The sequence below is a fragment of the Sulfurifustis variabilis genome (assembly GCF_002355415.1).
Classification (GTDB): domain Bacteria; phylum Pseudomonadota; class Gammaproteobacteria; order Acidiferrobacterales; family Sulfurifustaceae; genus Sulfurifustis; species Sulfurifustis variabilis.
In genome coordinates, this window is record NZ_AP014936.1 from 1054542 (window position 1) to 1068223 (window position 13682).

Consider the following 13682-nt stretch of genomic DNA (forward strand, 5'->3'; position numbering starts at 1 on the left):
TGTCATCCTTTGCGCAGGCTGATCGCGAGGCAGCCGTTCGCGAGCTCCTGGCGATCGGTCTCGTAGACGCCGGGCGGCAGCTCGATCAGCCGCTCGAAGCGGCCGTGCGGAATCTCGAGGCGTTGGATGGTCGCCGCCCGCAACAGGGCGGGCAGCGGCCGGATGCCCGTCACGCGCAGCACGCCGCCTTCCAGGTCGATCTGGATCTGCTCCGGCGGGACGCCGGGCAGCGCGACCAGCACGATCAGCCCGATGTCGGTCTCGAATATGTCCACCGGCGGCTCCCAGGCCGGACCGCGCCCGGAGACCGTGCACTGGAAGAACTGCCGGTGCAGGCGCTCCGCGCGCTCGACGACCTGCACCGCCTCCGCCCACATCCAGCTCCGATACCGCACGCCGCGCTCCTCGTGATCCGTAAAGGTGCCTAGACTAAGCTGCGTTGCACGACGAGGGCAACCACCGCAGACGTCAGCCCCCGGGCGGCGCGAAGGCCGCGAGTCGCCTGAGGGCTTGGCGTTTCTCGCCCGCGTCGACGGCGGCGCGCCCGAGCGCGTCGTGCAGCACCGCGATCGTGCGGTCGTACGTCTCGCGATCGACCGCGTAGGGCGTTCCGTCCTTGCCGCCGTGTGCGAAGGAGAAGCGCGCCGGGTCCCGCGTGCTCGCCGGGCTGCCGTAAATCAGCTCGGCGATGAGGGCGAGCGCCCGGAGCGTCTTCGCGCCGACGCCCGGAACGGCGAGCAGCGCGGCGAAATCGGCGGGCGCGCGCTCGTAGGTGCTGACCAGTATCTTGTGCAGGTAGCGCGGATCGATGTCCGCCGACGCGACCGGGTGCCGGCCGGGCAGCACGAGCGTCGGAAGCCGTTCGACGACGCGCGCGACGTCGCGGTCCGGCGTGCGCGCGAGCTCGGCGATCGCCGCTCGGCTCCCGTCGCTTTCCGCCGCGACGAGGTTCAGCACCTCGCCGCGCCGGTCGCAGCACACGGCCGCGTGCGGCTCGTTCACGAAGCTCTCGACGCGGCTGCCGAGCCAGTGATAGCGGCGCGCCGTGCCTTCGCCGTCGTTGAGCCCCTGCTGCACGACGCACCAGCGCCCGTTCCGGGTGAAGAAGAAGCTGTGGTGATAGAGCTCGTAGCCGTCCTGCACGGCCGCGCTGTCGACCTTCGCCGCCAGCCGGCTTGCCTGGACGAGCGCGTCGGGTGCGCGCGCGAGGCGCACGCACGCCGCTTCGATCTCGCCCGGCGTGCGCCGCGACGCGGCGCCCTTACCGCCTGCGGCGTAGAGGCCGAGCTCCTGCTCGAGTCCCTTCACGCCTTCCTTGATCGCGCCGCAGGTCGTCGTGGTGACGCCGCTCGAGTGCCAGTCGAAGCCGAGCACGCAGCCGAGGGCCTGGAACCAGTAGGGATCGGAAAGCCGCGCGAGCACTTCGTCCGGGCCGTGCTCGTCGACCACGTGGCAGACGACGGCGCGCGCGAGCCGCACCATGCGCCGGAACAGCCAGGCCGGGGCCTTGCCCCCGTGCAGCGGGAGTTGCGCGAAGCCGGTGCGCATCGCAGCATTATACGCGGCGCGCGGTTTTCCGGCGGGCGCGCGGAACGACGACCTTTCGGACGGCGGGCGGAGAATGGCATTCGGCTACTACAAGCGGCTCAACCGCGCGCAGAAGGCGGTGTACCGTCAGAGCGACGAGGTGAGCGCGGTGCGCCTGCCCGAGCCGCGCCGGTTCCGCCCGACGATCGCGGAGCTCGCGTCCGCGCTCGACCAGCAGAACCAGCCGCGCACGCAGGCGCTTTGTCAGCACCTCGTCGACGCGATGACGCACGGGCTGCGGGTGTCGCCCGTGCGCGTCACCGTGCTCGCGGTGCGTCCCGCCAACGACTGGGGAGAGCTGCACGGGTTCTATCGGCCCGAGGGGCAGGAGGAATCGGCCAGCATCACGGTCTGGATGCGCACCGCGCAGCGACGCCAGGTGGTCGCCTTTCGCACTTTCCTGCGCACGCTGTTGCACGAGGTCTGTCATCACCTCGACTACACGCTGCTGGCGCTCGACTACTCGTTCCACACCCAGGGCTTCTATCGGCGCGAGTCGAGCCTGTTCCATCAGCTCGTGCCGGGCGCGAAGATATCGAGCGTCGGCGCGAGACGGGAGCAGGGCTGAGCGTTTGGCAAACCCCGGAGCGGCTTCGCCGTGGCGCCGCGAGAGAAGGGTCGGCGTCAGCGAAGCAGCCGGGTCATCGCCTGCTCGGTCTTCGCCTCGCCGATCGCGATCAGTTCCTTCGCGCGATGGAACTCGTGGAACGCGCAGACATCGCGCGGCACGTCGATGATCACGTCCGGGGTGTAGGCCGCGAGCTTCAGGCGGGCGATCGTCTCCTGCATCGTGTCCATCGCGCGCAGCGCGATTTCGAAGAACCCGAGATCCTCGGGTTCGGGCTTCGGCGGGCTGGTCCAGAGGTTCTCGATGAAGGCGCGGATCCGCTGCTTGTAGGATGTGGGCGGGGCCGGCAGGGGAGTGGCGGGTTCGGTCTTCGCCGCGGCGTCCGGCTTGCCGCTCAGGTTGACGGCGATCGTGAGGTCGGTGCGATCGGTGAGCGTGGGGGCGATCGGGATCGGGTTGACCACGCCGCCGTCGACCAGGCGGCGGCCGTCCAGGCGCGAGGGAACCAGGAGCAGCGGGATCGCGATCGATGCGCGGATCGCGTCGAACAGGCGCCCCTCGCGCAGCCAGACCTCCTTGCCGGTATCGAGGTCGGTCGCCACCGCGGTGTACGAGACGGGCAGCGCCTCGATTCGGCAGTCGCCGATCAGCTCGCGCAGCACATCCATGATGCGCTCCCCCTTGAAGAGCCCCGCGCGGGCGAAGGAGAGGTCGAGGAGGCGCAGCACGTCGAGGCGCTCGAGCGCCGAGACCCAGGCGGTGTACACGTCGAGCTTGCCCGTCGCGTACACACCGCCGATCAGCGCGCCCATCGAAGAGCCGGCGATCGAGCGGATCGCGTAGCCGTGGGCCTCGAGCCAGCGGATCACGCCGATGTGAGCGAGACCACGGGCCCCGCCGCTGCCGAGCACGAGCGAGACGGTCTGGCGCGCGTTCAATGCTTAACCCTACTTGGACCAGGACGTCGATCTTACCCCAAGGGTAGCCCGCCCGGTTGCGGCCCGCGCGGCGGGGGGTTTATAAAGCGGGCATGGCATTCCTTCGCGGTTGGCGCCTGGCGGGGCTCGCGGTGCTGCTCGCCGGTTGCGCGGGTCTGACCGGCCCGCTCGAGCCGCCGAACGTCAGTCTGGTCGATCTGCGCGTGCTGGACGCCGGCCTGTTCGAGCAGCGCTACGGCCTCACGCTGCGCGTGCAGAACCCCAACCCGGTCGCGATGCCGATCACCGGCATGGAGTACAAGCTGAGCCTCAACGACGTCGACTTCGGCCGGGGCGTCAGTCAACAGGCCGCGAACGTCCCCGCTTACGGGGAATCGGTGCTCGAGGTCGAGGTCGTGAGCAACATCTTCGACCTCGTGCAGCGTGTGCAGGACCTGCAGAAGGGCCGCGGGCAGGGCCTGCGCATCGCGATCGCCGGGGGAGTGAGCCTGGCGAACCGCGCGGGCGAGCTGCCGTTTCGCATGCAGAGCGACCTGACGGGCCGGCGACAAGAATAGCCAGGAGAGGAACCATGCAGGTCTCGATCGTGTACGTGCACATCAAGCCCGAGCGGGTGAGCGACTTCATCGAGGCGACGCGGCGCAACCACGAAGGCTCGGTGAGGGAGCCGGGCAATCTGCGCTTCGACGTGCTGCAGTCGGCGTCCGATCCGACCCGCTTCATGCTGTACGAGGCGTACGTCTCCGCCGAGCAGGCGGCGGCGCACAAGCAGACGGCGCATTACCTGCAATGGCGCGAAACCGTGGCCGACTGGATGGCCTCGCCGCGCCACGCGATGGCGTACGACGGTCTCTTTCCCCGCGGCCCGTGAAGCCGTTTTCGATCGCGCGTCTGCCGCGCATCGAGTTCGGCGCGGGCGTCGTCGCGAAGCTCCCCGGCATCCTCGCGCGCTACCCCGGCCCCGCGCTCCTCGTGACCGGGGCGCGCGCGTTCACGGCGAGCACGCAGTGGGCGGCGTTGACGAGCGAGCTTCGCCGCCGCGACATCGACTTCGAACACGTGCGCGTCGCGGGCGAGCCGTCTCCCTCGCTGGTCGACGAGGCGTCCGCGCTGTACCGGTCGCGGGGGATCGCCGTCGTCGCCGGCATCGGCGGGGGCAGCGCGCTCGACGCGGCGAAGGCGATCGCCGGGCTGCTCCGGGTCGGCCGCTCCGTCATGGATTATCTCGAAGGCGTCGGCCCGGAACTGCCCTACGAGGGACCGGCCGTGCCGTTTGTCGCCGTGCCGACGACCGCCGGCACGGGCAGCGAGGCGACGAAGAACGCCGTGCTCAGCGTGCAGGGCGCGGACGGCTTCAAGAAGTCGTTCCGCGACGAGCGGCTCGTCGCCGAATACGCGCTCGTCGATCCCGACCTGCTCGCGTCCTGCCCGAAGGAGATCGTCGCCGCGAACGGCATGGACGCGCTCACGCAGCTGCTCGAGTCCTACGTCTCCCTCAAGGCGAACGCCTTCACCGACGCGCTCGCCCGTTCGGGGCTCCAGGCCGCGCGCGACGGGCTGCTGCCGTGGTACGAGGGCAGGGGCGATCCGGGCGCGGCCCGGGCGCGCATGGCGTACGCCGCGCTCCTCTCCGGGGTGACGCTCGCGCAGGCGGGGCTCGGATCGGTGCACGGCCTGGCGTCGCCCCTCGGCGCCTTCTGCCCCATTCCCCACGGCGTGGTCTGCGGCACGCTCGTCGCGGAGGCGACGCGCGTGAACATCGCCGCCCTGCGAGACCGCGACGGCGCGAACCCCGCGCTCGCCAAGTACGCCGAGGCGGCGGCGCTTCTCTCGGGAAGCGTCTTCGGAAGCGCCGAGCAGGCGTGGACGGCGCTGGTCGGTCTCCTCGAGGAGTGGACCGAGCGGCTCGATCTTCCTCGCCTGTCGCGCCACGGCCTCACGGCTACGGGGCTCGATCGCGTGGTCGCCCACTCGCGCGGCTCCAGCATGAAGACCAACCCCATCGTCCTCACGGACGCGGAAATCCGCGGGATCCTGCAGGCGCGTCTCTAGTCCGGGGCCTTCGCCCGTCCGGGTGGCGGACCGGGCCGCCGGCCGTCGCCGGGGCCGGAATCCGGGCCGGGTAGCGGCGCCGGGCCGGTTCGCTAGTATCTATATATATAAGGTGTGACGATCCTCGGACGCGCGCATCCGCCATGAACGTGCTCGAACACTTCACCGGCCTCTCGACCCTCTACCTGCTGACGCAGGACGGGAGGCTCGGCACGGTGAACCCCCAGCGACGCTTCGAGGAGGACGACGACCTCGGGCGGGCATTCGGCGCACACAACCGCGAGCTCCTCGCGCAGTATGCGAACCAGGCGGGTCCGCCGTGGCGGCTCGGCATCGTCTATCGGGCGGCCGAAGCGCGGGCGTGGGGCAACGAGCTGATGTGGCTCGAGGAGGCCATGGTCCGCGAGCTCTACCGGGTGAGCGGCCCCGCCGGGTCGGAGCTCACGGCGTTTCAGAAGAAGAACCGCGAGACGAGCCTGTACCGCGGTGGCGAGCTGCTGCTGGATTTCCGTGCGGACGCGACCAGCACGACGCCGGTGTACTGCCCCGTGCTCTACAACCGGGGCCTGCCGCTCGGTCGGCTGGCCCCGGCGCTCGGTCTGGCGCCGGGCCTCGAGGAGGCGCGCGGTCCCGTGCTCGAGGTCCTCAATCTGCTTGCACCGATCCCGGTCTCGCGCCGCGACGTTCCGGCCGTCGCGATGCTGGTGGACCGTGTGCGTCGCCGGCTCGTCCGCAAGGAGATGCGCCGGACCAGCGGATTCTCGCTGCTCGACCGCGTCCATGCCGCGCCGGGCGACGCGGGCGCCGACTTCTTCGACGTGGACCGCCGCGACGATCGCGCCGTCACGCTCCCGACCGGTTTCGGACAGGGCGGCGATGCGGGCGAACGAATCGAGCAGGTGGACCGCTGGCTCGAGCGGCCGCACCGGCCGGTCGATGCGGCGCTGCTCCGCCGCTTCGTGCAATTCCGCGACCTGGACGATCGCCGGCTCGCGCTGCTCGCGCAGCGCAGTCTCGTGCACACGGCCCCGAGCGGGACTCGCCTGCTGAATCAGGGCATGACCGACACCTGGAACATGTATCTGCTCGAAGGCTCGCTCTCGCTGGAGGCGGCCGACGGGCAGTCGCTGCTCGTCGAGGCCGGCGGCGAGCGCGCGGCGAGCCCCGTTTCCTTCCTGAAGCCGCGCAAGTACACGGTGACCGCGCTCACGCCCGTAAGCTTTCTCTGGATTCCCGACGCCCTGCTCGCGGACGTGCTCGAGCCCGTCAAGGCCCGTACGGTACCGAGCGCGCTGAAGCGCTAAGACCTCGTCGCTCCCCCGGTCACTCCCGCGCGGCTGGCCTCGTCCCGGTAACCCGGGGAGAATCGAAAAACACCGACCGAACGACAGGCGAACCCATGAGCGTCGTGTCGCGGGAGGCGCCGGCGCGACGCGTTCAGCTCGTCGAAGTGCTGGTGTTCCTGCTGATCCTGCTGCCCTCGATGGTGCTGCCGGCCCTGGGCATGCGTCCGGACGAGCTGCGATTCGCACTCGTGGCCGCGGCCGTCATCGCCCACAACGTCGCGCTCGTGAGCCTGATCGCCTACTTCGTCTGGCGCAGCGGGGAAGGGCTGCGGTCGGTGGGCTGGGCCGCGGCGCGTCCCGTGCGCGAGGCGCTGGTCGGCGTCGCCCTGTTCGTGCCGTTCTTCCTCGCCGTCGGGATGCTCGAACGCCTGCTGCGGCAGGCCGGGTTCACCGCGCCGTCCGCGCCTCCGGACTATCTCCTGCCCCAGACCGCCCCCGAGCAGCTGCTCGCGCTCGCGCTCATCACGGCGGTGGCGGTGGGCGAAGAGACGATCTTCCGCGGCTACCTGATTCGGCGCTTCGACGCCGTCACGGGCAGCCGTGCGACCGCGGTCGTGCTTTCGACCGTCATTTTCGCCCTCGGCCACGGCTACCAGGGTTCGCTCGGGATCGTCGCGGTCGGCTTCATCGGCGTCGGCTTCGCGCTGATTTATTTCTGGCGCGGGAGCCTGATCGCCCCGATGGTGATGCATTTCCTCCAGGACGTGATGGGCTTGCTGGTCGCCCCGCGCTTCATCGGCGGTTGAACCCCGGCCGTCGCGGTCGGGCATCCGCGTGACGGTCACACCGCCGGCGCGGCCGACAGATCGGGCTCGCGCGTCGCGCGCAGTATCCAGTCCCGCGCGCGGTCGCGCAGCTCCATCGCCGCCGACCAGGTGTCGGGCGCGGAGGGCGGCGGCGCGAGTGCCGGCCCGATGCTGACGTGCACCGCGCCGCGGCGCGGGAACCAGGAGTCGCTGCGCAGCAGCGAGCGCGTACCGCGCAGCGCGCAGGGCACGACCGGCACCCCTGCCTCCGCGGCGGCGACGAACGCGCCGGTATGGAACGGCAGCAGGCCCGGCGCGCGCGTGAAGGTCCCCTCCGGAAAGAAGAACAGCGGCACGCGCGCCCGGGCGAGGGCCGTGAGATGGCGGACATCCGCCACGCCCCGCTCGCGATCGAAACGCTCGACGAACTGGGCGCCGAGACGGCGGAGGAATAGTCCCGCCACGAGCGACGACCGGAACTCGGCCTTGGCCACGAATCGCACGGGCCGCGGGAGCGCCGCCACCAGCACGATGCCGTCCAGGTAGCTCTGGTGGTTCGCCACGAAGAGGCAAGGGCGATCGCCGGAGGGCAGCGCGTCGACGCCCTCGATGGTAATGGGCACGCCGCAGGCGCGCGCGAACGCGCGCGCGGCGCGGTGCAGCAGGGTCCAGCGCATGCCGTGACGAGGCAACACGATGACAAGGGCCCAGACGACGGGCGCCATGAGGCCGAAGACGCCCCACGCGTACCCGGCGTAGGCAACGGCGCCGAGGCGCCGCAGTCCCCGACGCAGCTCCGGCACGAGCGCGCCGGCCGCGAGGCGCGCCATCTGCCAGGCCACCGGGCGCCGCGCGCCGCCGAAAGCCTGCCGTTCGTACACCTCGCGGCTGGCCGCACGCCGCACCTTGCCGCTCGAGGTCTTGAGGATCGTCTGCGGCGGCGCGAGGCAGACGTCGTCGGGAGGGCCGCCCGCGAGATCCGCGACGCAGGCGACGACGCGCGCACGCAGCGCCTCGCGCGCCGCCGCGTCGGCCTCGCGCGTCTCCGCGAGCACGACCAGCCGTTCCGTGCCGGTCTCCGGGTCGGGGCTTCCGAACACCGCGACGCGTCCCTTGCGCACGCCGGGCAGCTCGCCGACCGCCTCCTCGATTTCGTCGGGAAAGACGTTGCGGCCCGCGTGGATGACGACGTCCTTGCGCCGGCCGGTCAGATAGAGCTCCCCGCCCGCGACGTAGCCGAGATCGCCCGAGTCGAGCCAGCCGTCCACGAACAGCGCGCGCGACGCCTCGGCGTTGCGGAAGTAGCCGCTCGTGGCGGACGGGCCGCGGAACTGCACGCGGCCCTGCTCGCGCTCGGGCAGCTCGCGCCCGGACTCGTCCACGATGCGGAGCTCGTGGCCGGGCAGTGGCGCTCCGCAGGACACGAACCGCAGGGCCGTTTCGTCGTCCGGCCGCGCGGGGGAGGCGCGCCCGTCACGCATGAAGTCGCCCCGCGCGATCCGATCGACCCGCGGGCCGCGGTCGAGCGGCGGGAACGTGAGCCCGAGCGCGTTCTCGGCGAGCCCGTAGACCGGCATCATCGCCGTCGGCCGGAAGCCGAAGCGCGCGAAGCGTTCGCCGAAGCGCTCGATCGTCGCCGGGCTGACCGCCTCGGCGCCGTTGAAGCAGCGCCTGAGCGACGAGAGGTCGACGTGCTCCAGCTCCCGGTCTTCGATGCGCCGCAGGCAGAGCTCGAAGGCGAAGTTCGGCCCGGCCGAGATCGTCGCGCGGTGCTCGTGTATGGCGCGCAGCCAGCGGCTCGGACGCGCGAGGAACGCGAGCGGCGACATCACGACCAGCCGGATGCCGAAGTAGAGCGAGCCGAGCCACGCACCGATCAGCCCCATGTCGTGATAGAGCGGCAGCCAGCTCACGAATACCTCGTCCGCCCCGGGTCGCACGACCGATCCCATCGCCCGCAGGTTGGCGAGCAGGTTGGCGTGCGTGAGCACCACCCCCTTCGGGTTGCCGGTGCTGCCGGAGGTGTACTGCAGGAACGCGACGTCCGCCCCGGCGAGGCGCGGCGCGCGCAGCACGCCGCCTTCGTCCGCCAGTTCGGCGACGGTCGCCACCCGTCGAAGCGCCGGCACCTGCGCCTTGAGCAGGCGCGCCACGACGCGCGTCTGCGCGACGGTGACGAGCATGACCGCGAGCGCGTTCTCGAGGATCGCGCGATGGCGGCGCACGTGGTCCTCGATCTGGCCCGGGCGCGCCGGAGGATAGATCGGAACCGGCACGGCGCCGGCGAGGAGCGCGCCGTAAAAGCTCACGAAGTACTCCCGCGAGGTGGGCAGCATGATGGCGACCGCGTGCCCCGGCCCCACCCCGGCCGCCTGCATGCCGCCCGCGACGGCCGCCGCCTCGCGCCGGAGCGCCGCGTGACTCAACGGCTCCTCGCCGTCTTCACGCCAGACGCGGAGGTGTTCGCGATCGGGCGCCCGTTCCGCATACCAGTCGAGTACGTCGAGCAGAGTCTGCGCTTCGGTCGGCGGCGGGACGCGCTCCGCGCCGGTCGCTTCCGGAGGGCCGGGCGGGCGGGATACGGCAGGCATCGCGCCGCGCGCGCGGGCGGCGACGAGAGCACGCAGGAGATCGCGCGGGGTGTCGGCGCTCGCGAAGGCCGACTCGGGGAGTGTCACGGCGCAGCGCTGCTCCAGGCGCGCGAGCAGTTCCACCCGCGCCAGGCTGTCGAGCCCGAGGTCGCGTTGAAGCGAGCTGTCGAGCGTGGCCGGACGAGGAGGGCGCGCCGGCTGCATCTGCGCGCCCAGCTCCGTCACCGCCGAGAGCAGGGCGGCCGCAAGATCGGGCGTCGGGCGGCTCGCCTGTTCCGGGTCCATCCGCTGGCCTCCGGGGATGCGGGTCGACCGGAACGTATAGCATGCGGCGGCAGGCGCTGTTGATACCTGACAATTCGTAGGCAGGACGACATTGCGGCCATGGCACTTGGTTCGGCGCGCCGGAGCCGGCAACATGGGCACGCGCAGCCGAGCCGGAGCCCATGCCCCTTCCCGATTACCGAGGCGGGAGCCTCGTCAACCTCATGAGCGCGCTCCTGCGGGCGCTCGGTGCGGAGCCGCCGACGGCGTATCCGCCGGTCGCCCTGCTCGGCCCGGATCTCGACCGGCGCACCGTGGTCCTTCTCGTGGTCGACGGAATGGGCGACGAGTTCCTGTTGCGGACCCACGCGCCCGCGCTGGCCGGGCGCCGGCGCGGCCGGCTCACCTCGGTCTTTCCCTCGACCACCGCGACCGCCATCACGACCTTCCTCACCGGCGAGGCGCCGCAGCAGCACGGCCTGACCGGGTGGCACACCTACCTGAAGGAACTGGGGAGCATCGTGACCGTGCTGCCCTTCGTCGCCCGCCACGGCGGGGAGTCGCTTTCGCGGGCGGGCATCCAGGCCGGCCCCTTGCTGGGCCACACGCCCGTCTTCGACCGGTTGCGCGCGCGCAGCGTCGTGGTCGCCCCCGAGCGCATCATCCACTCCGACTTCAACGTCGCGCACTCGGGCCGCGCGGAGCTGCGGGGATTCGCGACGCTCGCACAGCTGTTCGGCACCGTCGCCGCGGTCGCGCGCAGCGCGACCGAGCGCACCTACGTCTATGCGTACTGGTCCGAGCTCGACCACCTGGCGCACGAGCAAGGCATCGGAAGCCGGGCCGTGCGCGCCCACCTGGCCGAGCTGGACGGCGCGTTCGGACGCTTCCTCGCGCACCTTCGCGGCACGGATACGACGGTGATCGTCACGGCCGACCACGGCTTCATCGACGTACCGCCCGAGCACAACATCGAGCTCGATGCCCATCCCGGCCTCGCGGAGACGCTGGTGCTGCCGCTCTGCGGCGAGCGCCGGGCGCCGTACTGCTACGTGCATCCGCAGCGGCGGGACGACTTCGAACGCTACGTGCGCGAGCGGCTGGGGCATGCGTGCGAGCTGCACGAGAGCAGCGCGCTGATCGACGAGGGCTGGTTCGGTCTAGGGCCGCCGCATCCGCGGCTGCACGAGCGCGTCGGCCACTACACCCTGGTGATGAAGGAGAACTGGACGCTGAAGGACTGGCTGCCGGGCGAGCGTCGCTTCGTGCAGGCCGGCGTGCACGGCGGGCTGACGGCGGACGAAATGTACGTTCCCCTGATCGTCGCTGCGGCGGAGGAGGCCTGAGGACGCAAACCGCCGTCCCCGGTCCTCTTTCGCTGCGTGATGCCGCGTCAGCCGAGGGTGGCCTGCTGACGGGACGGGCGGGGCGCGCTCTTGCCCGGACGGCGATGCGCCTCGTGGGCCTTCGGCCTGGCGTGGCCATGGCCGCGGTCCTGGCGGCCGGTCGGGTCGCGATGCTCGCCGCGGCCCGCGCCGTGGCGATGGCCGCCGTGGGCGGAATGCGAACGCGGTGCGCCGTTCCGCCGACGCGCCTGCGGCCTGGAGTCGCCCGAGGTCGAGGCACGGTGCTGCGGCTCGAAACCCTCGACCGTGGCCGCCGCGATGTCGAGCTTCACGAGCCGCTTGATGGCCGCGAACATCGAACGCTCCTCGCCCGAAACGAGCGAGATCGCCGCGCCTTTCTGCCCGGCGCGGCCGGTGCGTCCGATGCGGTGCACGTAGTCTTCCGGGTTGTTCGGCAGGTCGAAGTTCACCACGTGCGGCAGCTCGTCGATGTCGATGCCGCGGGCCGCGACGTCGGTCGCGACCAGCGCGCGCACCTTCATGCGCTTGAAATCGGAGAGCGCGCGCATGCGCTGATGCTGGCTCTTGTCGCCGTGGATGGCGGTGGCCTCGATGCCTTCCTTGCCGAGCTGCTTCGCGAGACGGTCGGCGCCCGCCTTGGTGCGGGTGAAGACGAGCACCTGCTGCCACGACTGCGCTTCGAAGAGGTGCGCGAGCAGCTCGCGCTTGCGCCCCTGGTCGACGAGGTAGGCCGACTGGCTCACGTCGTCGGCCGCGGCGTTGCGGCGCGCGACCTCGATCCGCTGCGGCTCGTTCTGGAAGCGCTGCGCGAGCTTGCGGATGGGATCGGAGAACGTGGCCGAGAACAGCAGGGTCTGGCGCGCCTTCGGGAGCTGCTTCGCGATGCGCTCGATCGCGGGCAGGAAGCCCATGTCGAGCATGCGGTCGGCCTCGTCGAGCACCAGCACCTCGACGCCGGAGAGATTCACGCTGCCGCGTTCGAGGTGGTCGATCAGCCGCCCCGGCGTCGCGACGAGCACGTCCACGCCGGCGCGCAGCTCGCGGAACTGCGGCCCGATCTTCACGCCGCCGTAGACCTGCGCGCAGCGCAGCGGGAGATGGCGGCCATACGTGCGCACGGCCTCGGCCACCTGGGCGGCGAGCTCGCGCGTCGGTACGAGGACGAGCGCGCGCACGCGTCCCCTGGCGACGCCGCCGGCGGTCAGGCGGTGCAGCAGCGGCAGGGTGAAGGCCGCGGTCTTGCCGGTGCCGGTCTGGGCGCTCGCCATCAGATCGCGCCCGGCGAGGATCGCCGGTATCGCCTGGGCCTGAATCGGCGTGGGTCGGTCGTAGCCCTGGTCGGCCACGGCGCGCAGGAGTTCGGCCGACAGGCCGAGCGATGAAAACGTCATGTGCGTTATTCCTTTAGATAAGCGATGTGCCAAGGCCGGCCGCGCGCCCGGAGAGCGCCGGATTCAATCGGGGATCAGCGGGAGATGGCCCTGGCAGGCAGTCCGCGACCGGTTTGCGAATACCGGTCTCGAGACGCAAAGCGAATCTGGCGGGTACTCAGGGCGCTCGTAGAGGGAACGCCGCGACAAACTGGCGCGCACGGTACCACAGAACCGGGAAAGCGCCTAAGACTTTTTCGCGTCGCGGCATCCGCACGGGGTGCGCCGGTTGGAGCGCCGAGCGAGGAAGCCCCGATAGACGCACCCGGGCTCCCTCCGCGAGCATGCCGTTTTCGTCCGGCGCGGAGGTGACCTATGACGAAATGGCAGCGTGTGGCGGCGGCGGGCGTCGTGCCCGGGATTCTCGCGGGCGCGGCGACCTCGATCGTCGCGGCGGTGCGCGGTCGCCTGGACTCGGGCAGCGCGCTCGCGCCGATCAACGCGCCGAGCCACGTGCTCTGGGGCGACCGCGCCGCGGCGGTGCGAAAGCCGACGTGGAGGCACACGGCGCTCGATTATCTGATCAACACCGCCGCCGGCGTGTTCTGGGCCTCCGTGCTGTATCGGCTCTTCGGTCGGGTGATCGAACGCGGAGGCGCCGGCGCCGCGCTGGCCGGAGGCGCGGCCACCGCCGGCATCGCCTACCTGACCGACTACCGTCTGGTCCCCGGCCGTCTGACGCCGGGCTACGAGAAGCGCGTGTCCGGACGCTCGCTGTTCCTGATCTACGGAGCGCTGGCGCTCGCGTTGGCCGCCGGCGCACGGATCGGGGGTCGTGCGCGCTGAAGCGCGG

At 71.5% G+C, this 13682-nt stretch carries 13 protein-coding genes; 8 read left to right on the forward strand and 5 right to left on the reverse strand.

Going from position 1 to position 13682, the window contains the following annotated elements:
* Positions 1–2: 2 nt before the first annotated feature.
* Both SVA_RS05090 and SVA_RS05095 read right to left on the reverse strand, forming a co-directional pair.
* On the reverse strand, positions 3–395 hold the full coding sequence (locus SVA_RS05090; protein ID WP_197703377.1) for an Hsp20/alpha crystallin family protein: 393 nt from the start codon (positions 393–395) through the stop codon (positions 3–5).
* 73 nt (positions 396–468) lie between these two features.
* Positions 469–1548, reverse strand: coding sequence for a DUF763 domain-containing protein (locus tag SVA_RS05095; RefSeq protein ID WP_096459752.1), 1080 nt, complete (start codon positions 1546–1548; stop codon positions 469–471).
* 73 nt (positions 1549–1621) lie between these two features.
* Between SVA_RS05095 and SVA_RS05100 the strand changes: the two genes are divergently transcribed.
* The gene (locus SVA_RS05100; protein WP_148665390.1) at positions 1622–2155 is read left to right on the forward strand and encodes a hypothetical protein; all 534 of its coding nucleotides are present in this window, start codon (positions 1622–1624) and stop codon (positions 2153–2155) included.
* A 56-nt stretch (positions 2156–2211) separates the two neighbouring features.
* Here SVA_RS05100 and SVA_RS05105 read toward each other — a convergent pair whose 3' ends face one another.
* Positions 2212–3093, reverse strand: coding sequence for a patatin-like phospholipase family protein (locus SVA_RS05105; RefSeq protein WP_096459758.1), 882 nt, complete (start codon positions 3091–3093; stop codon positions 2212–2214).
* Positions 3094–3185: 92 nt separating this feature from the next.
* On the opposite strand from SVA_RS05105, the gene SVA_RS05110 reads away from it, so the two are divergent.
* The 5 genes from SVA_RS05110 to SVA_RS05130 all read left to right on the forward strand — a co-directional run bounded on the left by SVA_RS05110 (position 3186) and on the right by SVA_RS05130 (position 7237).
* Positions 3186–3650 (forward strand): LEA/WHy family protein, encoded by a 465-nt coding sequence (locus tag SVA_RS05110; protein WP_096459760.1) that lies wholly within the window; start codon positions 3186–3188, stop codon positions 3648–3650.
* 14 nt (positions 3651–3664) lie between these two features.
* Positions 3665–3964 carry an antibiotic biosynthesis monooxygenase gene (locus tag SVA_RS05115; protein WP_096459763.1) on the forward strand — a complete coding sequence of 100 codons (300 nt, stop codon included), beginning with the start codon at positions 3665–3667 and terminating at the stop codon, positions 3962–3964.
* A complete protein-coding gene (locus SVA_RS05120) occupies positions 3961–5145 on the forward strand; it encodes an iron-containing alcohol dehydrogenase (protein WP_197703378.1) in 1185 nt (394 codons plus the stop codon). The genes SVA_RS05115 and SVA_RS05120 overlap by 4 nt, the downstream gene beginning before the upstream one ends.
* Before the next feature lie 143 nt (positions 5146–5288).
* Entirely contained in the window at positions 5289–6449 is a 1161-nt protein-coding gene (locus SVA_RS05125) for a cyclic nucleotide-binding domain-containing protein (protein WP_096459769.1), read from the forward strand.
* A gap of 95 nt (positions 6450–6544) precedes the next feature.
* Positions 6545–7237 carry a CPBP family intramembrane glutamic endopeptidase gene (locus SVA_RS05130; protein ID WP_096459773.1) on the forward strand — a complete coding sequence of 231 codons (693 nt, stop codon included), beginning with the start codon at positions 6545–6547 and terminating at the stop codon, positions 7235–7237.
* A 35-nt stretch (positions 7238–7272) separates the two neighbouring features.
* Here the strand turns inward: SVA_RS05130 and SVA_RS05135 are convergent, their stop codons facing one another.
* Positions 7273–10113 carry an AMP-binding protein gene (locus tag SVA_RS05135; protein WP_096459776.1) on the reverse strand — a complete coding sequence of 947 codons (2841 nt, stop codon included), beginning with the start codon at positions 10111–10113 and terminating at the stop codon, positions 7273–7275.
* A 161-nt stretch (positions 10114–10274) separates the two neighbouring features.
* On the opposite strand from SVA_RS05135, the gene SVA_RS05140 reads away from it, so the two are divergent.
* On the forward strand, positions 10275–11438 hold the full coding sequence (locus SVA_RS05140; protein ID WP_096459779.1) for an alkaline phosphatase family protein: 1164 nt from the start codon (positions 10275–10277) through the stop codon (positions 11436–11438).
* A 47-nt stretch (positions 11439–11485) separates the two neighbouring features.
* Here SVA_RS05140 and SVA_RS05145 read toward each other — a convergent pair whose 3' ends face one another.
* Positions 11486–12850 carry a DEAD/DEAH box helicase gene (locus SVA_RS05145; RefSeq protein ID WP_096459781.1) on the reverse strand — a complete coding sequence of 455 codons (1365 nt, stop codon included), beginning with the start codon at positions 12848–12850 and terminating at the stop codon, positions 11486–11488.
* Between the two features lie 354 nt (positions 12851–13204).
* On the opposite strand from SVA_RS05145, the gene SVA_RS05150 reads away from it, so the two are divergent.
* The gene (locus SVA_RS05150) at positions 13205–13675 is read left to right on the forward strand and encodes a hypothetical protein (RefSeq protein WP_096459784.1); all 471 of its coding nucleotides are present in this window, start codon (positions 13205–13207) and stop codon (positions 13673–13675) included.
* Positions 13676–13682 lie beyond the last annotated feature (7 nt).

What these genes read in the sequence shown, in the direction of transcription:
- SVA_RS05095 (WP_096459752.1), bottom strand. Translation starts at nt 1,548, where the DNA reads ATGCGCACCGGCTTCGCGCAACTCCCGCTGCACGGGGGCAAGGCCCCG.
- SVA_RS05100 (WP_148665390.1), top strand. Translation starts at nt 1,622, where the DNA reads ATGGCATTCGGCTACTACAAGCGGCTCAACCGCGCGCAGAAGGCGGTG.
- SVA_RS05110 (WP_096459760.1), top strand. Translation starts at nt 3,186, where the DNA reads ATGGCATTCCTTCGCGGTTGGCGCCTGGCGGGGCTCGCGGTGCTGCTC.
- SVA_RS05115 (WP_096459763.1), top strand. Translation starts at nt 3,665, where the DNA reads ATGCAGGTCTCGATCGTGTACGTGCACATCAAGCCCGAGCGGGTGAGC.
- SVA_RS05125 (WP_096459769.1), top strand. Translation starts at nt 5,289, where the DNA reads ATGAACGTGCTCGAACACTTCACCGGCCTCTCGACCCTCTACCTGCTG.
- SVA_RS05130 (WP_096459773.1), top strand. Translation starts at nt 6,545, where the DNA reads ATGAGCGTCGTGTCGCGGGAGGCGCCGGCGCGACGCGTTCAGCTCGTC.
- SVA_RS05135 (WP_096459776.1), bottom strand. Translation starts at nt 10,113, where the DNA reads ATGGACCCGGAACAGGCGAGCCGCCCGACGCCCGATCTTGCGGCCGCC.
- SVA_RS05140 (WP_096459779.1), top strand. Translation starts at nt 10,275, where the DNA reads ATGCCCCTTCCCGATTACCGAGGCGGGAGCCTCGTCAACCTCATGAGC.
- SVA_RS05145 (WP_096459781.1), bottom strand. Translation starts at nt 12,850, where the DNA reads ATGACGTTTTCATCGCTCGGCCTGTCGGCCGAACTCCTGCGCGCCGTG.
- SVA_RS05150 (WP_096459784.1), top strand. Translation starts at nt 13,205, where the DNA reads ATGACGAAATGGCAGCGTGTGGCGGCGGCGGGCGTCGTGCCCGGGATT.